Annotated in this window: 20 protein-coding genes; 7 read left to right on the top strand and 13 right to left on the bottom strand. The window is 47.4% G+C overall.

Annotated elements, in window-relative coordinates; translation table 11 throughout:
- Positions 1-6: 6 nt before the first annotated feature.
- The 12 genes from hemB to AC0VXX_RS15455 form a co-directional block, all read right to left on the bottom strand.
- A complete protein-coding gene (hemB, locus tag AC0VXX_RS15510) occupies positions 7-1,023 on the bottom strand; it encodes a porphobilinogen synthase (protein WP_475514999.1) in 1,017 nt (338 codons plus the stop codon).
- A gap of 94 nt (positions 1,024-1,117) precedes the next feature.
- Positions 1,118-2,989, bottom strand: a complete 1,872-nt coding sequence (locus AC0VXX_RS15505; RefSeq protein WP_475514998.1) for a sensor domain-containing diguanylate cyclase — start codon at positions 2,987-2,989, stop codon at positions 1,118-1,120.
- Positions 2,976-3,785 carry a TatD family hydrolase gene (locus AC0VXX_RS15500; RefSeq protein ID WP_475514997.1) on the bottom strand — a complete coding sequence of 270 codons (810 nt, stop codon included), beginning with the start codon at positions 3,783-3,785 and terminating at the stop codon, positions 2,976-2,978. Before AC0VXX_RS15500 ends, AC0VXX_RS15505 begins: the two co-directional genes overlap by 14 nt.
- The gene (locus AC0VXX_RS15495) at positions 3,785-4,321 is read right to left on the bottom strand and encodes a hypothetical protein (RefSeq protein WP_475514996.1); all 537 of its coding nucleotides are present in this window, start codon (positions 4,319-4,321) and stop codon (positions 3,785-3,787) included. Before AC0VXX_RS15495 ends, AC0VXX_RS15500 begins: the two co-directional genes overlap by 1 nt.
- Before the next feature lie 115 nt (positions 4,322-4,436).
- Positions 4,437-5,186, bottom strand: a complete 750-nt coding sequence (tatC, locus tag AC0VXX_RS15490) for a twin-arginine translocase subunit TatC (RefSeq protein WP_475514995.1) — start codon at positions 5,184-5,186, stop codon at positions 4,437-4,439.
- Between the two features lie 3 nt (positions 5,187-5,189).
- Entirely contained in the window at positions 5,190-5,588 is a 399-nt protein-coding gene (tatB, locus tag AC0VXX_RS15485; protein ID WP_475514994.1) for a Sec-independent protein translocase protein TatB, read from the bottom strand.
- Between the two features lie 6 nt (positions 5,589-5,594).
- Positions 5,595-5,828, bottom strand: a complete 234-nt coding sequence (gene tatA, locus AC0VXX_RS15480; protein ID WP_475514993.1) for a Sec-independent protein translocase subunit TatA — start codon at positions 5,826-5,828, stop codon at positions 5,595-5,597.
- Positions 5,829-5,900: 72 nt separating this feature from the next.
- Positions 5,901-7,550 (bottom strand): ubiquinone biosynthesis regulatory protein kinase UbiB, encoded by a 1,650-nt coding sequence (gene ubiB / locus AC0VXX_RS15475; protein WP_475514992.1) that lies wholly within the window; start codon positions 7,548-7,550, stop codon positions 5,901-5,903.
- A complete protein-coding gene (locus AC0VXX_RS15470) occupies positions 7,547-8,170 on the bottom strand; it encodes a ubiquinone biosynthesis accessory factor UbiJ (protein WP_475514991.1) in 624 nt (207 codons plus the stop codon). Before AC0VXX_RS15470 ends, ubiB begins: the two co-directional genes overlap by 4 nt.
- A gap of 35 nt (positions 8,171-8,205) precedes the next feature.
- Positions 8,206-8,961, bottom strand: a complete 756-nt coding sequence (gene ubiE / locus AC0VXX_RS15465; protein WP_475514990.1) for a bifunctional demethylmenaquinone methyltransferase/2-methoxy-6-polyprenyl-1,4-benzoquinol methylase UbiE — start codon at positions 8,959-8,961, stop codon at positions 8,206-8,208.
- Positions 8,962-9,164: 203 nt separating this feature from the next.
- Positions 9,165-10,208 (bottom strand): formimidoylglutamase, encoded by a 1,044-nt coding sequence (locus tag AC0VXX_RS15460; RefSeq protein ID WP_475514989.1) that lies wholly within the window; start codon positions 10,206-10,208, stop codon positions 9,165-9,167.
- 175 nt (positions 10,209-10,383) lie between these two features.
- Positions 10,384-11,001, bottom strand: coding sequence for a response regulator transcription factor (locus tag AC0VXX_RS15455; protein ID WP_475514988.1), 618 nt, complete (start codon positions 10,999-11,001; stop codon positions 10,384-10,386).
- A 169-nt stretch (positions 11,002-11,170) separates the two neighbouring features.
- Between AC0VXX_RS15455 and AC0VXX_RS15450 the strand changes: the two genes are divergently transcribed.
- From AC0VXX_RS15450 to nrfD, 4 genes are all read left to right on the top strand, one after another.
- Positions 11,171-12,982 (top strand): sensor histidine kinase, encoded by a 1,812-nt coding sequence (locus AC0VXX_RS15450; protein WP_475514987.1) that lies wholly within the window; start codon positions 11,171-11,173, stop codon positions 12,980-12,982.
- A 348-nt stretch (positions 12,983-13,330) separates the two neighbouring features.
- Complete coding sequence (gene phsA / locus AC0VXX_RS15445; RefSeq protein ID WP_475514986.1) at positions 13,331-15,607, top strand: thiosulfate reductase PhsA; 2,277 nt, start codon at positions 13,331-13,333, stop codon at positions 15,605-15,607.
- Positions 15,608-15,619: 12 nt separating this feature from the next.
- Entirely contained in the window at positions 15,620-16,192 is a 573-nt protein-coding gene (locus AC0VXX_RS15440; RefSeq protein ID WP_110457057.1) for a 4Fe-4S dicluster domain-containing protein, read from the top strand.
- Entirely contained in the window at positions 16,189-17,136 is a 948-nt protein-coding gene (gene nrfD / locus AC0VXX_RS15435; RefSeq protein ID WP_475514985.1) for an NrfD/PsrC family molybdoenzyme membrane anchor subunit, read from the top strand. Before AC0VXX_RS15440 ends, nrfD begins: the two co-directional genes overlap by 4 nt.
- A 287-nt stretch (positions 17,137-17,423) precedes the next feature.
- Here the strand turns inward: nrfD and rraA are convergent, their stop codons facing one another.
- Positions 17,424-17,909 carry a ribonuclease E activity regulator RraA gene (rraA, locus tag AC0VXX_RS15430; RefSeq protein WP_110457059.1) on the bottom strand — a complete coding sequence of 162 codons (486 nt, stop codon included), beginning with the start codon at positions 17,907-17,909 and terminating at the stop codon, positions 17,424-17,426.
- Between the two features lie 335 nt (positions 17,910-18,244).
- On the opposite strand from rraA, the gene AC0VXX_RS15425 reads away from it, so the two are divergent.
- From AC0VXX_RS15425 to AC0VXX_RS15415, 3 genes are all read left to right on the top strand, one after another.
- On the top strand, positions 18,245-18,499 hold the full coding sequence (locus AC0VXX_RS15425; RefSeq protein WP_475514984.1) for a YgjV family protein: 255 nt from the start codon (positions 18,245-18,247) through the stop codon (positions 18,497-18,499).
- Positions 18,500-18,870: 371 nt separating this feature from the next.
- Positions 18,871-19,893, top strand: coding sequence for a PDC sensor domain-containing protein (locus AC0VXX_RS15420; protein ID WP_475514983.1), 1,023 nt, complete (start codon positions 18,871-18,873; stop codon positions 19,891-19,893).
- Between the two features lie 129 nt (positions 19,894-20,022).
- Positions 20,023-22,050 carry an HD domain-containing phosphohydrolase gene (locus AC0VXX_RS15415; RefSeq protein ID WP_475514982.1) on the top strand — a complete coding sequence of 676 codons (2,028 nt, stop codon included), beginning with the start codon at positions 20,023-20,025 and terminating at the stop codon, positions 22,048-22,050.
- Positions 22,051-22,098: the final 48 nt, after the last annotated feature.

Genomic DNA, 22,098 nt, shown 5'->3' with positions numbered 1-22,098 from the left:
AGTTTATCAGCTATTATCGCCTTCTTTTAGCCACTGAGCGGCACGTTTAGCAAAGTAAGTTAAAATGCCATCGGCGCCTGCGCGTTTAAAGCAAAGTAGTGATTCCATTACGATGGCTTTTTCGGCTAACCAACCATTCTCAATGGCTGCCATATGCATGGCATATTCACCACTCACTTGGTAAGCGAAGGTCGGCACTGCGAGCTCGCGTTTAACGCGGGTGACGATATCTAAATAAGGCATACCAGGTTTTACCATCACCATATCGGCGCCTTCTTGAATATCGAGGGCGACCTCATGAAGCGCTTCATCACTGTTAGCGGGATCCATCTGGTAGCTGTGCTTGTTGCCACCCTTTAGGTTACCTGCCGAGCCGACGGCGTCACGGAATGGGCCATAGTAGCTCGATGAGTACTTAGCCGAGTAGGCCATGATTTGCGTATTGACGTGACCGGCTTCTTCAAGTGCCTGACGGATAGCGCCAATGCGGCCATCCATCATATCAGATGGTGCAACGATATCGGCACCAGCTTCGGCATGTGACAGTGCCTGCTTAACTAAGATCTCGGTAGTGATATCGTTAAGAATGTAACCCTCTTCATCTATGATGCCGTCTTGTCCGTGGGTGGTAAATGGATCGAGGGCAACGTCGGTCATCACACCTAATTGAGGAAACGCTTCTTTAAGCGCACGCACGGCGCGTTGGGCTAACGCATCGGCGTTATAGGCCTCTTCCGCCATTAAGGTTTTTTTCTCAGCGGGCGTCACGGGAAACAGTGCCACAAGCGGAATACCTAGCTCGACTAGCTCTTCAGCTTCTTTCAAAAGTAAATCAATTGAATAGCGCTCAACACCAGGCATTGATTCTACTTTTTCAGTGCGGTTATTCCCCTCGAGTACGAACATTGGGTAGATTAAGTCGTTAACCGAAAGTTGATTTTCGGCCATTAAACGGCGACTAAAATCATGTTTACGCATGCGGCGCATTCTGCGCTGAGGAAAAGCACTGGTAATGATGTTCACATTCGACTCCTAATTTAGGGTTACGGACTTCAATGAATTGTAGGATTTGAGTTGGCGATTGTGCCAAGTCGTCACGGATAAAGCTAAGTATTTTCTACTGTTCGATATCTACCGTATAAACACAGACGCGATTACGGCCGCTATTTTTAGCATGGTAGAGCGCCTTATCGGCTCGTTCGACCAAGGTGTTGATCTGTTGATCGTCGACAATCACCTCGGCATACACCCCAATACTAATGGTAAGCGGAATTGCATTGGGCCCCCAACTCAGGGGTAGCTGAAATACGGTTTCTCTTATTAATTCAGCGACTTTTTCGGCGCCATCAATAGAGGTATTGGGCAGTATCATAGCAAATTCTTCACCGCCAAAACGTGATACTAGATCACTTGGGCGCCTTAATTTTTGTTTTAACGCTTGGGCTATCTGTTTCAGTGCTTGGTCGCCCGCGAGATGGCCGTAAGTATCGTTAATGGCTTTAAAGCGGTCGATATCGATCATCAAGACGCTGAGCGGCGTTTGCTGGCGACGACTGAGGCGGCCCTCAGCTTGTAAACGTTTTTCAAATGCGGCGCGATTTTTCACTCCGGTGAGGCTGTCGACAGTATTTTGCTCGGTTAACTTTTGATTGGCCTCATTAAGCTCACGAAGGGCAATTTCAAGCTCTAAAGTGCGCTCTTGCACCATCTGCTCGAGTTTTTCATTACTGTTGGCCTCGGCTTGAAGGGCTTCTTCTTTGGCCTGGCGAATACGCCTGGATTGCTCTAATGCTTGTTGTTGTATTTTTAGCTTAGTTTTACGTTCGTCATTGTAGCGCAGTGCTAACACTGCTGTCATAAAGAGGATTTCAAAGTTCAGCCCTATCAACATCGGCGTTTGTGGCAAAATAGGCAGATGCACTATTCCTAAGTACATCATGGCGGTAATGAATGCGCCGACTAAGGTGCCCGACCAGGCAAAAGTGTAGAGCTTGGCCAGCTTATGCCCTTGCAAGCTGAGCATAACGGCTATCACCATCAATAACAGGCTGACGATAAGCACCGCAATGATATCCACGGTTAAGGCAAGCGAGTAACTGATAAATGGTATCAGTAACGTCAGTATCAATGTGCCAGTAGCACTGTAGCGGCACAGTTTTAACATCAACAGGTTATTGTCTCTAAGTTGCAGTACTCTTTCGGAGAACAGCAAAATAAAAGTGATGCCGATAGGGATAAGTAACGGGATGATAGCTTCTTGCACTGTAGGCCAGTCGGGCCATAAGTAACGTGCAGGCAGACCATGCAGCGTTGCGACCAGTAGAGTCACAGTCAATACGTAACCCGCATAAAGGCTATAGCTGGGCGAGCGCGATATGATGGCAATAAACAAGCTTAATAGGCCGATGGCAAGCAAGGCACCAAGCTGTAATCCTTGGTTTAAGGATTGGCTTTCAGTGGTTCTGATAATGCCATTAGAGGATTTAAGGGTTAAGGGGACACTCGCGCAGCCCTGTGTCTCGATACGCAGATAAAAGGTGTGCACCTGATCCGGCGTTAAATTAAACGGATACACAAATTGGTTATGCACCATAGGGCGTAAAGAAAAGGAGTAAGCATCCCCCATCTCTAGGTGGACTGTCTGCTCTGCGTTAGGCAGATGATATAGGCTAATTTTATCTAAATGCGGATTACCTATGGTTAAGTAACGCTTAATTTTATCACCCGTCGCATTGTATAAGCTGAACTTTATCCAAAAAGGCTTAACCGCTAATGCTTGATTAAAACTGGGATCTATCTTTTTCCAGCGACTTGGGTTGAGTGATTGAATATCGTCTAGCTGTTGGAGCTTGTCATCTTGTACATAATAGAGCCATGGCGATAGGTCGATGACATCGTCATCGTCGACCTGCAGCAATTCGTGGGCGAAGCTGCTGGTTGAGAGGCAGCATAATATGAGAATGATGAGTAACGAACTAAAATGCTTCATAGTTCGCCTGCAAACCAAAAAAAGCACACGTATTGGCGTAGACTTGGGCGGCGAACTCATTGGCAGGCTGGCCTCTTAGTTGGGCAACATATTGACTAATATAGGGCAGATATTGCGGTTGGTTTTTACTCGACTTAGGCTTGGGCCGCATGCTGCGCGGCAGCAGATAAGGACTGTCAGTTTCGACCATGATACGTTCTGCTGGAATATCGCCAACCAATGAGGCCAGTTCCGCCCCGCGCCGCTCGTCACAAACCCAACCCGTGATACCAAGATGCAGGTCGAGTTCAATATAGCGTTCTAGGCTATGCCTATCACCCGTAAAGCAGTGCAATAAGGCGCCTTTGAGCTGAGGACGATACTCTTTAAGGATGGTGACAAAATCTTGGTGGGCATCGCGTTCATGCATTAATACTGGCATATTGAGATCAACTGCCATCGCCAATTGCTGGGCAAAGGCGCTGCGTTGCATTGGGCGCGGCGAGAAATCGCGATTATAGTCTAAACCACACTCACCGATGGCCACGACGGCCGGATGTTGCGCAAGCTGGCCTAAGCGAGCAGAGCTGTTAGCGTCCCACTCGCTAGCATGGTGTGGATGCACCCCAGCCGTAGCAAATAGCGCCTCAGGGTAGCGCTGCGCGCAATCAATGGCTTGCTGGCTTTCATCTAGACTACTACCAATGACAATGAGCGGCGACACCCCTTGGGCGGCCGCAGCGTGTATCACGTTATCGATATCATTTTGTAATGCACTGCCAACTAAGTTAACAGCGATATCTATATGACTTGGCATTAGTTAATACGTTTAACCCTAATAGTGGTATTGCTGCCCTCTTTGCCAAGCAAAAAGGATCCCAGTGCCGCGCGTTCAATTTGTACTTTATCGCCGCTAGATATTCGAAAGCGCCGGCTGTCGATCTGCTTCCATTGTTGGCCATTTTCGAAGCTCAGTCTCAAGGCGCCATAGGGGTCTTTATCGACCTGTGTGACCGTAAGCCACATGGCATCGATTTGTTCTTGTTTGACGATTTTACCAAAGTTTTCTTGGGCTGACTCTTTAGCTTGTGCCGATTCCGTGGTAGACGAAGCAACCAGAGGGGCTGCCGCTACGATAGGGGGAGTGGCTGCGCTTAGATCCGTGGTGACTTGTTGCGCGGCGCGATTAATCGCTTGTGCTGCGAGGGCGTCATAACAGATTAGCCGCTCAAGTTTATCGGTTTTGGCAGCGCATTGAGCAAGTTGTTGTTCGATATCGGCAACGGCGTGAAGAGAAAACAGTAGGCTTGAAAGTGTTATCCAGCGTAAACCTTTGGTAAAACGACAGGTCATTAAAAAGCTCCTTTTTATTATTATGAGCGCCAAGCAAACGAGTCTCTCAAAAACGAACAGCTACCCGAATTGGATAGCTGTTAGTGTAAGCCATTAACCAAGCGCTGTGGCTAGATTAATCCGCTTGTGTTTGCTCATCATCTTCTTCAGTGTCCTTTTTACTGTAGAAACGGGCCGCAAGCAATCCCCCTTCAAACAATATTAACATCGGAATCGCTAACATGGTTTGCGAGATAATGTCGGGCGGGGTCAATAACATGCCGATAATAAAGGCACCCACCACAATATAGGGACGTTTGGTTTTGAGCTCTTCAGGTGTGGTCACTCCTGCCCAGCAAAGTAAGATCACCGCAATAGGGATTTCAAAGGCTAAACCAAAGGCAAAAAACAGCTTAAGCACGAAACTCAGATAACTACTGATATCGGTAGCTACTTGTACCCCCTCTGGGGCAACACTGGTAAAGAAACCAAATACCACAGGAAATACAATGTAATAGGTAAATGCTATGCCTAAATAAAACAATAATGTGCTGCTGGTGAGCAGTGGCACCATTAGGCGTTTTTCGTGCTTGTACAAGCCTGGGGCGATAAATGACCAGATTTGAAATAACACATAGGGAATGGCGATAAAGAACGCCAACACCAAGGTTAGTTTAAAAGGGGCGAAAAAGGGCGCGGCCACATCTGTTGCGATCATGCTACTGGTGTCTGGTAGCACATCCATCAGAGGGGTTGCCATATAATGATAGATATCGTTCGCCCAGTAGACTAGGCAAATAAACACAAAAAGCACACTACCAATGGCTTTAAGTAACTTATTACGTAACTCAAGCAAGTGGCTAATTAACGGCTGCTGTTGCGACATGGACTACCCGTCAGATTTATCTGTTGAAGTGCTGCCCTTGGTTGTACCTGTCGTCTTAGGGGTTGAGTCACTGCTGGCATTGTCTGTGCTGCTAGGTGTCTCTTCTACCTTATAAGGACGATTAACCGATTGGGCTGCTTCTTTTAATTGATCGATTGAATCCTGTAATTCAGGCGAAAGATTTTTAAGCCCTTGGCTTTCAGCCTTTTTCAAGTCTGAATGCAATTGCTCTATTTTAAGCTCTTGCTCAAGCTCATCTTTTACTGAATTGGCCATGCGTTTCATGGCGCGGATCCAGCCACTAATTGAGCGTACTGCAACCGGGAGTCTTTCAGGGCCAAGAACCACTAGCCCCAAAATACCGATCAACAGCAACTCCATAAAGCCGATACCGTCGAACATAAGGAATTACGCCTGTTCTTTGTCCTTGGACTCAGTCTTTTTTTCGTCAGCCTGAGCAGTTTTTTCTGCAGTTGTTTTGTCTTCGAGGGCTTTCTTTTCTTCTTCAGAAGACATGGCGTTCTTGAAGCCTTTAACTGCGCCACCTAAGTCACCGCCAAGTGAGCGTAATTTCTTAGTGCCGAATAGCAAAACTACGATTAAAGCAATGATAAGGAGTTGCCAAATACTAATGCCACCCATGTAACTTTCCTCTTTAATTTAACTCTTTAGTAAGACGGGTTCTATTATGAACCTTTGGTTATTTAGTGCTAGCTAAAATTTGCGATTCTTTGGCCTAGATCGCCATCCGAATAACCATAGTATGGCACCGATCCCGACAGACCCATAAGAGGCCCATAGTGTAGCGTTTTGTGCAAACAAAATAGTGCCGCAGATCACTAAAATTGCCGATGTCACTAAAAGGTAGTTACTTTTATGGACTTTTTGCTGCTGTTTTAAATAGCGTTCTAGCAGTAAATTTTGGCTGTTAACGAAGTTTTTACCCATTTTTAGGTTGTCGTAAATCAGCTCAGGCAGTTCAGGTAATTTATCGGCCCAGTAGGGGAACTCTTTCTTGATTTTTTTCGCCATGCCAATGGGACCAATCTGCTCGGCCATCCAGCCTTCAAGAAACGGCTTAGCGGTTTTCCATAAATCCAATTGCGGATAGAGCTGACGGCCTAAGCCTTCGATATAGAGTAAGGTTTTTTCAAGCAGCACCAGTTGTGGCTGTACCACCATGTCGAAGCGACGGGCGGTTCTAAATAGCTCCAGCAGCACATGGCCAAAGGAGATCTCATCCAGTGGCTTATTAAACATCGGCTCACACACCACTTTAATCGCTTGCTCAAAGGCGACGATATCTGTGTCGGCTGATACCCAGCCTGATTCGATATAGAGTTGGGCAATCCGGGTGTAATCGCGGTTAAAGAAGGCGAGAAAGTTCTCGGCTAAATAACGTTTATCTTGCTCGGTCAGGGTGCCCATGATGCCGCAGTCAAGCCCGATATAGAAAGGATCTTCCGGGTGCTCTGTGCTGATAAATATATTGCCAGGATGCATATCGGCGTGGAAAAAGTTATCGCGAAACACTTGGGTAAAAAACAGCTCAACGCCGCGTTCGGCCAGTAACTTAAGGTTGGTGCCTTGGGCTTCTAATGCGGCCTTGTCTGATACCGGAATACCATAGATGCGTTCCATCACGATTAAGCGGGTAAAGCAAAACTCTTCATACATAAAGGGCACATACAGTGAACCAGAATTGAGAAAGTTATTGCGTAGCTTTATGGCGTTAAGTGCTTCAAGTTTTAGATTTAATTCGCCTTCAATTGTGGTGCGATAATCCTCTACCACTTCGGCCGGACGTAAGCGATTACCTTGGCCCAACAGAGCTTCTAAAAATTGGGCGCTCTGGCTCATTAATTGAAGGTCGGCATGCACTTGGGCTTCCACATTGGGCCTGAGTACCTTGAGTACCACTTCGGCACCGCTCGATTTTAATTTGGCGGTATGCACCTGAGAAATCGACGCCGATGCCAAAGGCACATCGTCAAAATCGTCAAAGTAGGTTTCAATGGGGGCGCCCAGTTCGGCCTCAATTTGGGCCTTAGCGACTGCAGAGTCGAAAGGCGGAACGCGATCTTGCAGCATGGCCAGTTCTTCGGCCCATTCATCGCTGAGCAGATCACGGCGAGTCGACAGCATCTGGCCAAATTTAATGTAAACCGGCCCCAGCTCTTGCATAGCCAGTTTGAGGCGTTCACCACCCACTTTGTCTTTATGTTTGTTGCGTAACCAGAAAAAGCTGCAGCGCAGCAGTCTAAAATACCAAGGCTTTAGCTTTGATGGGATAAGTTCATCTAGGCCGTAATTGAGTGCAATGTTAATGACTTGGTATGCGCGCCGAATGCTTTTGACTGTCATTTTGTCTTGTGAGTCCTGGTTATGAGTCGTTCGATCCTTTGGCTTAAGGCGTCTGTATCGTCTTTTAGCTCATCGATTCTATCACTAAAATGAATAAATTCGATTTTGTGTGGACTGAGGCGATACTCTTCGACAACGAGCTGGCCGACATGGTCGCGGCTCTTATTAAATATGTCCGCGAACCCTTGTCTGAGTTGTTTTACGCCTTGTTGCAACATATGGGTGGGCGCATCGCCAATCCATTTTGACAGGGGCTCAGCAAAATCAAACTCCACCTGTTGCATAAAGTGGCTAAAGCTTTGCAATAGATTGAGATCGCCTTCGAGTTTGAGCTTATCTTGTTTAATCAACTCGGTGAGATTAGCCCCTTCGGTGAGGCGATACAGGGTGGTGATGTCAACTTCAACCTGAGTGGTGATCTCACCATCATATTGACTAAAGACTTGGATCTCTTTGGCAAATAACAGGTAAATGGGCCAGCTAAGTTGGGTCAATTGTATGCACAGCACCTTGCCATGCAGCGTATGCTGTTTGGCATACGCTTGCGGGGACTGTTTAACGGTTTGCTGTAATGCGGTTTCAATTGCCGCGCTAAGCAGCAATACAATGTCACGTTTCATGCGTTACCTAGTCGGCTGAAGCAAAAGGGGAAAGATTAAAACTTATAGCCTTTGTGCAGCGCCACAATACCGTCGGTCATGTTGGTGTATTCAACCTGTTCGAAACCGGCGTCGATCATCATGGCCTTTAGGGTTTCTTGATCTGGGTGCATACGGATTGACTCGGCTAAGTACTCATAGCTACCCGCATCTTTAGTGATCAAATCGCCCATCTTAGGTAAAATTTTAAAGCTATACAGATCATATATCTTACGCATAACATCATGTTTAGGTTTAGAAAACTCAAGAACTAACAGTTTTCCACCTGGTTTTAATACCCGCAGCATAGAACGGATGGCCGCATCTTTATCGGTTACATTACGTAGGCCAAAAGCGATGGTAATAATATCAAAATGGTTGTCAGGAAACGGTAATGCTTCGGCATTGGCTTGCACGTAGTTTACGTTACCCACAACGCCACGATTACGTAGCTTGTCACGGCCGACCTTGAGCATTGACTCGTTAATATCGGCAAGGATAACCTGGCCTTTATTACCCACAATGTGGGAGAACTTGGCGGTAAGATCGCCCGTGCCCCCAGCAAGATCCAACACTTTCATACCCGGACGTGCACCCGCACTCTCTATGGTTAAACGTTTCCAAAGACGATGAATACCAAAGGACATGACATCATTCATAATGTCGTATTTGGCTGCAACTGAGTGAAAAACATCGGCCACTAAATCCGCTTTTTTCTCTGCTTCTACCGTCTTATAACCGAAATGGGTATTGTTGGGTGAGCCCTCTGACATTTATTGTATTCCTGTGCTTCGCTACTGTTATGGCGAGTGTAAGTGAATGATGCTCATTGCAGAATCATTCATCTGCGACTCTGTGATCGAGGTTAATAATCCATGTGCCGATTTAATAAAAATGCGCGTTGGCGCAGAGTTTGAAAAATTGGACGCCGCATTACATCATAATATTAGCGATAAGCCAAATTCCCCTGAGCCAATTACCCTATGGGTTGTCTAGCTATACGTCCTTGCATGTAGGCATAGATCAGTTCGCTAATACTCTGACCAGTTTCTCTGCGTCCAGCATCGCTGCCCGCGCTATGACAACTAGGGGCGGCTTCGGCCAAATGCAAGTAACAGGCGTTGGTGCGCAGCCCTATTTGATTAACGTAATAGAGGGCGTCCAGTAACGGAATTCCCGCCGCGGTTGAGGCGCTGCTGGGCATATTAATGATGGCATCCATATCTAACTCAACCGCCACCGGTGAACCACTGTCGTTAAGTTGAGTGACTATCTCATCGATGGCCTGTTTGAGGCTTAGCTCTTGTCGCACCCAGATGGCTTGCAGGGTATGCCACTTGCCGCCAAAGGCGCTGAGTTGGTCTAAGGTTTGTTGGCTATTTTTGAGCTCATGCATGCCCAGTACATGGTAGTAACCCAGCGCACCACTGGCTGCGGCGTAACTGAAACCATTACCGCTGTGGCGGCCTTCTCTGGGGCGAAAGTCAGCATGAGGGTCGAGGTTGACGGCGGCGATAGGGCGCTTCATCACTTGTTTGCTTGCCATTAAAAGCCCGTAGGCGTTGTTATGGCCGCCACCAATCACGATAGGCTCTAATCCGGCGGCAATGATGCTGCTGACGATATGGATAACCCGTTCATCGAGGCGCTCGACATGGGCTCTTAATGTTTGGGTGGTTGCGCTCGCGGGCAGTTGCAAATCGTGAGTATTAACTTGCCCAAGCACCATGCACTGCTTAGCGTCGAAAAATTGATTTGATTGCAGATTACACCATTGGCTCATGGTTGCTTCAAACGCATCAACCGCACCGCCACGACCAAGGTTGGCCCGCGGGCCAATATCTTCACCTATCCCTAAGATGACAAATCGCACGCCTTGTTGTTTAGCATCGGCTAATGCGGTGTTTAATGGTGTGTTGCCATCGTAGCAATGTAAGGCTTGTCCCAGCTTGGTTTCGCCTTCACGAACATGGGTGAAGACGCTGCATATTTGGTGGGTAAAGGGGAGCAGTGTTGGCATGGGCCTATCTCATTATTAATGACTCAATTGGCCTATTGTGGCCCACAAACCTAGCGGCTGGCAATTGTGCATAAATGCAGGAGAAAACCCCAGAGTGGCTGTAGACCTTGGCGTCATCGTTTATTGGCGGTGTCATGGTTTATTGTCGTGAGGCTAGTGGCTTGGAGCGTTGGACTTAGTCGTTGTCGCTAGGGCTATTGAGGAGCGGCGCCAATTTGAGCAGCTCGGCAACATTATTGGCCCCCAATTTGCTCATCATTTTTGCTCGGTGCACTTCGATGGTTCGCAGTGCGACGCACAGCTGGCTGGCCATCTGTTTATTGGTGTGGCCGGCGATGACTAATTTGAAAATTTGGGTTTCTCGCTCAGACAAGGTGTCGATCAGTTGTTGCTGACGAAGCTTCCAATGTTGGCGTTCGCTGTAGTGTAATCCTTTAGCAATAGACTCGGATAACGCCGCGCCTTGGACGGGCTTTTGGAAAAAGTCGAACGCCCCATTTTTAAAAGCATCGACCGCCATCGGCACATCACCATGGCCGGTGAGAAAAATCACTGCCAGTGGGCTTTTAGCTTGGTGCAATAAGCGCTGCACCTGCGGCCCGCTCATTGAGGGCATTTTGGCATCTAAAATCACGCAGCCGGGCTGGGTCAAATCGACACTGGACAGAAAGTCATCGCCAGCGTTAAAGCTGGTTATCTCATAGCCATACCCCACCATTAAAAAACTGATCGCATCGATGATGGCATCATCATCGTCGACAAGATACACGGGACTAGACGAGGGTGTTGGCACGGCGGTTCCTTTATTGAGTTTTGATAACTATTTGGCGGCGATGACTATGATTGATATCGCAGATGCGGCCATTTAGCCAACTATTTTAGGTAAAGCATGAGGCGCATCACGTGGCGATCCGCTATCGATACCGTAAGCTGTGCTAAGCGTATCGATTGAGGAGCATTGGGTGTATAAATATCTATTGCATGCATTGGCTGTGTGTTGTTTATTGAGTAGTTTATTTTGTTGTTCAGCCCGTGTTTTTGCCCAGCCGCAACAGCTATATGTCGGCGTGTTGGCTAACTGGGGGCATCAACAAGCCATGGAGCGCTGGACGCCCATGATGACCTATTTAAATCAACAGGTACCCGGCACGCAATTTCATGTATTTCCGGGTAATTTTGAAGCCTTAAATCTTGCTATGGAGCTAGGGCAGATCCAGTTTATTATCACCAACCCGGGGCAATATCTGTATCTGTCGAACCAGTATCCGCTGTCTTGGTTAGCCACCATGCGTTCTCGGCGGCATAACGGTAGCACCACGGCTATCGGCTCGGCCATCGTGGTGAAAGCTGAAAGTGATTACCGCACCTTGTATGATTTAAAAGATAAAATCATTGCAGCCAGCGATCCCCATGCATTAGGCGGTTATCAGGCGACCGCGGGATTAATGCATAAATTGGGCATGGATGCTGACCACTATTTTGGCCAAGTTAAGTTTGTTGGCTTTCCGCTCGATCCCTTGTTGTATCAAGTGAGAGACGGTCATGTCGATGCCGCCATTACCCCCTTGTGTACGCTTGAGGATATGGTGGCGCGCGGCTTGTTAAATCCTGCCGATTTTAGAGTGCTTAACCCGAGTCGCCCCGAAGGGTATGACTGCCAGTGCAGCACTAAGCTCTATCCTAACTGGTCGTTTGCGGCCAATGAAAGTGTCGACATTAATCTTAGCCAACAAATTAGTCAGGCATTAATGGCATTGCCTGCCGATCATCCGGCCGCCGTTAGCGGCCAACTCATGGGCTGGACGTCGCCCATTAGTCAGCTAGCCGTTATCCAACTGTATGGTGACTTACATGTGATCTCGCAGGAAAAAAGCCGTTTAAACGCCCTGCAAACTTGGCTCAATGAAAATCGCCATTGGGGCATCTTAGCTGTGGTCATTTTTTTAGTGGCGACGGTATATCACTTGTGGATCGAGTACCGCTTTCACCAAAAAAGTGAGTCATTGGTCAGCACAGAGCGGCAATTAAAGCAGCAAGCTATTGCGTTAGAGCGGCTGCAAAGCGCCTCTATGATTGGCGAAATTGGCGCGGGGCTGGCTCATGAGATCAACCAGCCTATTGCCGCCATCACCAGTTATAGCGAGGGCGGTATCATGCGCATGCAAGGCGGGCAATTGACGGAGGCGGAAGCCACCATAGACTTGCTGCAAAAAATTCATAAGCAGTCGACCCGTGCGGGAGAAGTGGTGCACAGGATCCGGGGTCTACTCAAGCGCAAAGAGGCGGTAATGGATGATGTGAATATTCTCACTCTGGTGGATGAGAGCCTATCACTGCTGCGTTTAGAGTTGATGCGCCGCGATATCGAGGTGGTCAAAGAGATCAGCGGTGAGCCGTTTTTTATTAGCGCTGATCGCGTCGGTCTGCTGCAAGTATTGATTAACCTGATTAAAAACAGTATCGATGCCATTGCCGAGCGCCCAGATCAGACTGAGCGGGGCCACATCATGATTAAGCTGCAATTTCATGAACATCAAGTGGATGTGCTAGTGACCGACAATGGCCCTGGACTGGCGCAAAATGCCGCCACCGTGATGGCAACGTTCTTTACCACCAAACCTGAAGGATTAGGCTTGGGATTAGCCATCTGTAATGAGGTGATAAAAGAGCATAACGGCGGCTTCACACTAGAAAATCGCGACGACGGCCACAGCGGATGCGTGGCTAAAATTGCGCTAAAGCGTAGAGGGTGCCAACAAGCGGTGCAGATTTAACGGTCAGTGATTCATCTGTTTTAGATAAAACGAAATCATATTAATTGATTGTTTTATATTGTTTTATATTGTTTTTGTGTCTATTGGCTGCACAGGTGCTATTCGATATGTGGTTTACCACACTATACAAAATCAGCGCTGTGTGTTGGTGACATTATCGACCATGAAGTCGATCACAAACTGACCTGTCAGTGGACCGATATGTGGTATACCACAATGTGCAACCCTTCCTCCCTTGGTAACAATGGTGAAAACCGAGTGACATTTGATGGTGTTCTCCCGCGCAATTAATCGGGATGAGATACCAGCTTACGTCTGTCGGTATCATTGTTAATTGGGAGAGAAATCATGAAACTTGATCGGCGTACCTTTATTAAAGGGGCTGGTGCTGGGACCGCAGGTTGCGTATTTGCGACTTTGCCGGGCTCATTAGCAGCGCTAGGGCAAACGGGGTTAAGCGGCAGTGCAGAATCGGTCGCCAGTATCTGTGAGATGTGCTCGACAAGATGCCCCATTTCGGCGCGAGTCGTGAATGGTAAAAACGTCTCCATATTGGGCAACAAGAAAGCCAAATCCTTTGGTGGCGCAGTTTGTGCGCGTGGCGGCGCAGGCCACAGTCAGCTGTACGACAAGCAACGTATCGTTAAACCGCTCAAGCGGGTAGGTGAGCGCGGCGAAGGCAAATGGGCCGAAATTGAATGGGATGAAGCTTATGCCATCATTGCCGAAAATCTCAATAAGATAAAAGCCCAGCACGGCGCCGAATCGGTGGCATTTTCCTCTAAATCTGGCTCACTTTCGGGTCACCTTTTCCATCTGGCTAAGGCTTTCGGTAGCCCAAACACCTTTACTCATGCCTCTACGTGTCCGGCCGGTTATGTGGTGGCTGCCAAGGCGATTTTTGGTGGCAAAGTCAAACGTGATTTAAGTAACTCTAAATACATCATTAACTTTGGTCATAACCTGTATGAAGGCATCAATATGTCTGAAACGCGGGGCATGATGAATGCACAAATGGAGAAGGGCGCTAAGCTGGTGGTGTTTGAGCCTCGCTTCTCGATTGTGGCCGATAAAGCCGATGAGTGGTACGCCATTAAACCTGGCACCGACGTTGCGGTAGCGTTGGCGATTTGCCACACCCTTATCGAAGACGATCTGTATGATAAGGCTTTTGTCGCCCAGTACGTTGCTGGTTTCGACGCGTTTGCGCAAGAAGTTAAAGCCTACACGCCTGAATGGGCCGAATCGGTCAGTGATGTGCCCGCTGAAGATATTCGCCGTATCACTCACGAATACGCCGCCGCAGCCCCTCATGCCGTGGTGGACTTTGGCCACCGCTCTTCATTTACCACCGAAGAGTTTGAGATGCGCCGCGCCCTTTATGCCGCCAACGTGTTAATTGGTAACATCGAGCGTAAAGGGGGGCTTTATTTTGGTAAGAAAGCCTCTAAGTACAATAAGTTTGCTGGTGAAAAAGTAGCGCCGACCTTAGCGAAACCTGGGGTAGAGGGGATGCCCTCAATCGATGCCAAGCGTATCGATATGGTCGATGAACAATATGCCTTGTTGTGGTCATCGGGGGGGATTTACCAAACGATTTTAGATGCCACATTAGAGGCCAAGCCTTATCAGTTGCATGGCTGGGTAATGAGCCGTACCAATCCGATGCAGACCATGACAGACAGAGCACGCATTGTTGAGACCATGCAAAAGCTCGATTTTATCGTCGCCTGCGATATCTACATCAGTGAAAGCGCCGCTTATGCCGATATCTTCCTGCCTGAATCGACCTACCTTGAGCGTGATGAGGAGATTGTCGATAAGTCGGGTAAAAACCCCGCTTACTATGTGCGTCAACGTGTAGTCGACACCATAGGCGACACTAAACCCAGCTGGATGATTTGGAAAGAGTTAGCCAATCAACTCGGGCAAGGGCAGTACTTCCCTTGGGATAACATGGAAACCTTGCAGCTGTTTCAAGTCGATAAAGATGCTGCGCTGCTCAATACCATTAAACGTGATGGTTGGGTCAGCTATGGTAAGCCCTTGATGCTGCGTGAGCGGGAGATGGTCAAGACCTTTACCGACACCTACCCCAATGCTAAAGCGGTCGATGATGATGGCACTTATGCCAGCCAGCTAAGCTTTAAAACCCCGTCTGGCAAGATTGAACTGAGCTCAGATAAAGTGGAGCAAATGGCGCCGGGGCGGGGCGTTATCCGCTACCGCGAAGTGACCATGAAGAAGGCCGACGAGCTGTTTTTCATCCAAGGTAAAGTTGCGGTGCATACCAATGCGGCGACGCAAAATGTCCCTATGCTGGCTAATCTAATGTCGGATAATGCGGTATGGATCCATCCCATCACTGCGGGCTTATTGAACATTGCCAACGGTGACGCGATTCGCATCTATAACGCGACCGGTAGCGAAGAGGGTCATGCCTTGGTCACGCCGGGTATTCGTCCCGATACCGTGTTTGCCTATATGGGCTGTGGTTCTAAAAACAAAGAACTGGCCCGCGCCACAGGTAAAGGTGTGCATTGTGGCAACCTACTTCCTCACGTTACTTCTCCGGTTACAGGTATGAATTTGCATACCACCGGGGTCAAAATTGCCAAGCTGTAATCGGAGTTCATTATGACTAAACGTTATGTTCTTGTGCACGATGAAAATAAGTGCATTGGCTGCCAAGCCTGTAATGTGGCCTGCCGCAGTGAAAATAATGTGCCTGAGTCGGTGACCCGGCTTCAGGTGCGCATCGAGGGGCCTTACGGTAACTTTCCTCACCTGCATTTTAAATACAATCGCGTCTCTTGTGAGCAGTGTGAAAACGCGCCATGCGTCAAGGTGTGTCCTACGGGCGCGGCCTACGTTAACGCCGATGGCATTGTCTCGATAAATGAAAACAAGTGTGTCGGCTGCCTCTATTGTGTTGCCGCTTGCCCCTACAAGGTGCGCTTTATTAATCCGGAAACTCGGGTGCCAGACAAGTGTGATTTTTGTAAGGAGACGCGCCTTGCTCGTGGTGAAGACCCTGCCTGTGTCAGTGTTTGCCCAACCCAAGCCTTAGTGTTTGGCGATGCCAATGATCTGAACTCAGAGGTTCGCAAGGTGTTAGACACTAAGCCGCATTATCAGCAAAAGGTGAATCTTGGCACAGAGCCAAGGGTCTATCGCATTCCTAGCCGTAAAGGGGGGATTAAAGCATGAACAATATTTGGGGCTCCATGGAGCAATATGATCCAGTCGTCTGGAACTGGATAATCGCGGTCTACCTGTTTATGGCAGGCTTATCGGCAGGTTCTATGTTGGTGGCGATAGGGCTTAAATGGTACAAGCAGAGCCGAGGGCTACCCACTGATGGCTTGCCTGTGATTAAGGCCGCGGCGGTGATAGGGCCTGTGGCTATCTGTTTGGGCATGGCGTTATTGGTGCTGGATTTGACTAAACCGTTTGAGTTTTATCATATCTTACTCAATTACAACTTAACGTCTGTGATGGCATGGGGGGTTATCGCCCTGCTGATTTACATTCCTTTGGTGTTTGTGTTTGCCGCGTTAGTGTTTGAAAAGCAGGTGCTGCACTACGCTCCTTGGTTAGCGGGCATCTTGTCGGTCTGCCGTCAGGTTGAAGGCAGTTTGAATAAGCTGATTTTTGCGCTGGCACTCGGTGTCGGGGTCTACACCGGATTTTTGCTGTCGGCGATGATCAGCTATCCGATCCTCAACACCGCCGTGTTACCAGCGCTGTTCTTAGCTTCGGCGCTCTCGGTCGGTTCGGCTGGTAATATCTTGGTGGCCACGCTGTTTTTCAGTAAGAAAGAGTCTGACTGTATCGAGCAGGTGCACCGTATCGAGTATCCCGTGGCGTTTAATGAGGCACTTTGTTTAGTGCTACTGTTTGTCGGGCTTAACTTTTCCGGTCCTGCCGCGCAGGCGGCGACGGCGGCAATCACCACTGGGACTTGGGCAAGCGTCTTTTGGGTTGGGGTAGTCGGTTTAGGGCTGGGTGTGCCCGTGCTTGCCAGCACCTTCGCCCCTAAGGCGTGGCGACACAGTAAGGCATTTTTAATTACCGTATCTTGCAGCACGATTCTGGGGGTGTTGGCTTTGCGGCATTTCGTGGTCTATGCAGGACAAAGCTATATTAGTTAATGGGCGATGTTACTTGGGTTAACTTATCGCGTTAGCCCAAATTGTGGTTGTGACTAAGTATTTAATCGTTAAATTAAAAAAGGATGATGACCCTGTAGGGCATCATCCTTTTTATGCTTAGCATCTGTGCAGTTAGGTTAGCGTACGTGACTTTTACTTATGTGACTTTTGCTTACGTAACTTATGCTACCTGCGCTTACGCCACTTTCACTTAATGTGGCGGGCGCCGATATTCAATACGCAGCCTTGCTATGGCTGTAATTGGAGTTTGTCTGGCAAGCTGAGGCTTAATCGATATCTAATGGCTCTGGCGACAAAATAATCCCCGTGTTGTCTGCATACAGGTGATCGGCTGGTAAGAAGGTCACGCCACCAAAGTTAACCGGCACTTCGAGCTCACCCACACCATGACCATCGGCGCCAACAGGGATAGAGGCTATGGCCTGAATGCCGATATCGAGATCTTCCAGCGCATCAACATCACGCACCGAACCGTAAATAACAATGCCTTCCCAGTTATTGGCGACCGCAATTTCTGCAATTGAAGCATCGAGTAGTGCACGGCGTAATGAACCACCACCATCAACCAGCAACACTTTACCTTCGCCATCTTGTTGCAGTACTTCTGCGATTAAGCCATTGTCTTCGAAGCATTTGATGGTGCTAATTGAACCGCCAAAAGAGCTACAACCACCGTAATTACTGAACATGGGTTCGACGACATCAACCATATCAATGTAAGTGTCACAAAGTTCTGAGGTGTTGTATTCCATAAGTCATACTCCTGTAGAAAGGCATTTTGCTTGGATAAATCAGCAAGATATTAGTACCAGCCAGTATATAAGGGATTCTTAAAAAGAAAAGCGTTATCAATCACGCTATTGTCGATAAAACCAGCTTTCATGCCAGTTGGTGTAATGTTTCTATCATTGGTGGCAAAATATACTAAAAACATGACCAACCTCATTAAATAACGTATTTTTATTACACATTGGGAATGGTTTTGCTAATATAGCTGCAGTAATTGATAACGTTAATTTAACTTGCTTTAGGGGCATGGATCCCCCAGTTCGCTTACGGATGGTATAGGGTCTTAAGAAGGTGCCTTATGGAAGTTTCAAACACAATTGAATTAATTGGCTATTCTGCGTCATTAATGGTGGCAATATCCTTAATGATGAAAGACATCGTTTGGCTAAGAACGCTTAACTTTGCTGGCTGTTCGCTGTTCGTGATCTACGGCACTTACATCTCTGCATGGCCAGTTGCAGGTATGAACGCCTTCGTTGCGTGCATTAATATTTACCATTTAATCAAAATTGCTCGCAGTAAATCGCAGTTAAATGACGTTAAAAACGCCTGATCCCCGCACGTGCCAACCTGAGGTCTACTCCTCGGGTTGGTGACGTTGTGACTCATTAAAAGACTTTGCCTAGCCCTGCACTTCTCCCTAGCTTTAATTGGCGCTCTGCCTAGCGTTAATATCAAGGCCAGACTGTTTTCATCTTCGCTGTTTCATCGGTTGTATCTCTGCTGAATTCGCAGGGGTGATGCTGCTAACTCCTGTTGTCATAATCTCTCTTAATGCTTGTTTTCTTTATGGTATTACCCCATGAAGCACTGGGTTTAATGGAAAGTGTATTAGATAGATAACTCATTGACTTGTTAGTTAGTTGTTATACTATTTGGAGTCTATAACCGCATTCCCTCCCCCCTTAGAAAAAGGATTCGCTCATGGCAGAGCAGGGCACTAAACCTTATCGGTTTACCATACGTGTCACCGTAGTGAGTATCTTTGTCATCGCCACCCTATGTACCGCCTTGATTGCGATAGGATTGCAATACTATTTTAGTGAACGTCTAGCTAACGAATCGGCGCTTAAACTTTATAACCAAAGTGCCAGTAGCACGAGTGATCATTTAGCCTATCTGGATAGTCAGGCAATCAATAGTACTAAACTGTTGTCGCGTTTTTCGCCGTTACAGGCCGAGGAAGGTTTATCCCCTCAAGCATTAAGCGTGTTTTCTCAAGTGATGCAAACCTCGCCCTTTATTTGCGCTATCTACATTGGGCTAGAAAACGGCAATCTGTACGAACTAATCAATCTTAATGCGCATCATATTGTGCGTGAGCAGCTAAATGCGAGTCACTTAGATCGTTGGGCCTTAATTAAAATTGAAGCCCATAGCGATGGCAAAAGGTTGCGTGAGGTAGCTTATTTCGATGCCGAGTTTAATCTTAGAGTCAGCCATACCGACGTCAGTGACTATGATGCGACCAATCGCCCTTGGTATATCAATGCAACTGATGAGGAGGTACATAAAACTGAGCCGTATCTATTTCAGACACTACAAGCACCGGGACTCACTTACTCTATTAAATTACCTAATGGTACCGTATTGGGGGTCGACATTGCCTTATCTAGCCTAGAGGAGCACCTTGTGCTACAAGGCCAGAGCCATGGCCTAGATAAAGAGCAAGAGGTGTTTGTGTATAAAGCCAGTGGCGAGCTTATCGCCTCCAATCAAGTTGCTAAGCGCGAATTTAAGCTACCAGTAGGGCCACCATTAATGCTCACAGATGAGCAAAAAGCGCTCGTTGCACGAACCCCAACATTAACGGCATCGAATGAAATTGATTGGCCACCGATAGACTTTGCGATTGCCGGAGAGCCTCAAGGATACAGCATAGATCTGCTTAATTTGGTGGCACAAATGACGGGGCTGCGGATTGAATACAGTAATGGGGTTAGCTGAACCGAACTGGCAGAACAATTTAAACAAGGCAAACTTGATTTATTACATTCGGTATTAAACAGCTCAGAAAATCAAGGCTTAGGCTTATTTAGTCAACCCTTTTTGCCCTTACCTTTTGCGGTTGTCACTTTGCCTGAACAGCAAGCGATTAGCCACATTCGTCAGCTCGAGGGACGTAGGCTCGCTATTCCCCGTGGTTGGTCAGTTATCCCCATTATTCAGCGTTATTTTCCACAAATTGAGGTAGTTGAATATGACTCAACTCGAGCGATTTTACAGGCTGTCACCCAAGGGGAGGTGTTTGCCGCATTAGATAACAGTGTGGTGCTGCACTATACCGCTAAACTTTTTTTTATTGATAACGTGCAATTTCATGAACAACTCGCATTTACCCCTGCGAGGGTGGATCCTAGCTTAAGTATTGTGATTCACCCAAGTGACGAAGCATTACTGGAAATTATCAATTTAGCCTTGGCAAACATCACATCTGAGCAAGATAGTGCATTACAACAAAAATGGTTTGGTGACGGACCACAGGCGTTATCGCCCTTGGTACAGGCGGCAGTGCCTTACAAAATATTAATTGATATTGCTAACAATTATGATGAACACCAACAGCTTAAGCTTTATACAATCGCAGGTGAGGACAGGTATGTCTATGTGGCTCCCATGCATAACAGTCGCACCGAAACGGAATATTTTGCCATCGTGGTACCTAAGCTGGTATTGCTATCGACCAGTCAAGAACGGGTGAAAAAGTCGATTATGATCACTGGCATATGCATGTTGTTAGTGCTGCCATTATCTTGGTTATTTGCCTCACCGATCATTAATCCGATTAAACAGTTAGCGCTTGAAAACCTTAAAGTAAAAAATCGCCAATACAGTGAAGTCGCTAAGGTTGATAGTTATATCGTCGAAATTGATGAGCTGGCCGATTCAATGGTAGATATGTCTGATTCGATTAGGCAGCACGAGCAGAATCAAAAGCGCTTAATGGAATCCTTTATTAAGCTTATCGCCCAAGCCATTGATGATAAATCCCCCTATACCGCCGGACACTGTAACCGTGTACCTGAGCTTGGCTTGATGCTAGCCGAACAGGCCGCCGCGTCACAGTTACCCCCTTTTAAAACATTCGAATTTAACAATGAAGATGAGCACACCGAGTTTAGAATGGCAGCCTGGTTACATGACTGCGGCAAGATCACCACACCAGAGCATATTGTCGATAAAGGCAGTAAGTTAGAGGTGATCTATAACCGTATTCACGAGGTGCGCATGCGCTTTGAAGTGCTGTGGCGTGACGCCCAAATAACTTATCACCAACAGCTTGCACAACAACCTGAGCAGAGCGAGCAACTGCAAGCAGAGTTAGCGCGAAAATGGCAAACACTTAGCCAAGATTTTGAGTTTATCGCCAATGCTAATGTGGGGGGCGAGTTTATGGAGCAAGCCCATATCGATAGATTACAGCAATTGGCTAAAATCACTTGGGTGCGTCATTTCGACGACAGGCTGGGGCTGTCGCCCATTGAAGAGCTCAATTATCCCAAGTCGCCAGAAGTGCTACCTGTGACAGAGTCGCTATTAAGTGATAAACCTCAGCATATTATTCGCCGAGATTTTCCGGTGCATTTCGATAAAAAGTTTGGCATTAAGATGACGATTCCAGAGCATCTGTATAACCAAGGTGAGCTGTACAACTTAGCCATTTCTCGAGGCACCTTAACCGCTGAAGATCGCTTTAAGATTAATGAACATATTACTAGCACCATTAAGATGCTAGAAAGTTTACCTTTTCCTCCCGAGCTAGCGCGGGTGCCGCGTTATGCTTCGACTCACCACGAAACACTTAAAGGCACTGGGTATCCGCGTAAGTTGACGGCTGAGCAGCTATCGACCCCAGAGCGTATTTTGGTGTTAGCCGATATTTTTGAAGCCTTAACGGCCGCCGATAGACCCTATAAAAAAGCCAAGCCCATTAGTGTGGCCATCGATATTTTGCATAAAATGGTCTTGGATGACCATGTCGACAGAGATCTGTTTGAGTTGTTTTTAACCAGTGGTGTTTACCTTGACTACGCGAATAAATTTCTCGACCCGAGTCAAATCGATACGGTGGATATTGAGCAGTACCTTAATCAAACGGCGTGATTATGGTTGGGTGGAGAATTATGGTTGGGGATAATCGGAGCGAACCGC

The organism is Shewanella sp. QJM3NY_23 (genome assembly GCF_056173105.1).
Note: the sequence above shows the minus strand (reverse complement) of the source record. Positions and strands in the feature narration are given on the sequence as shown.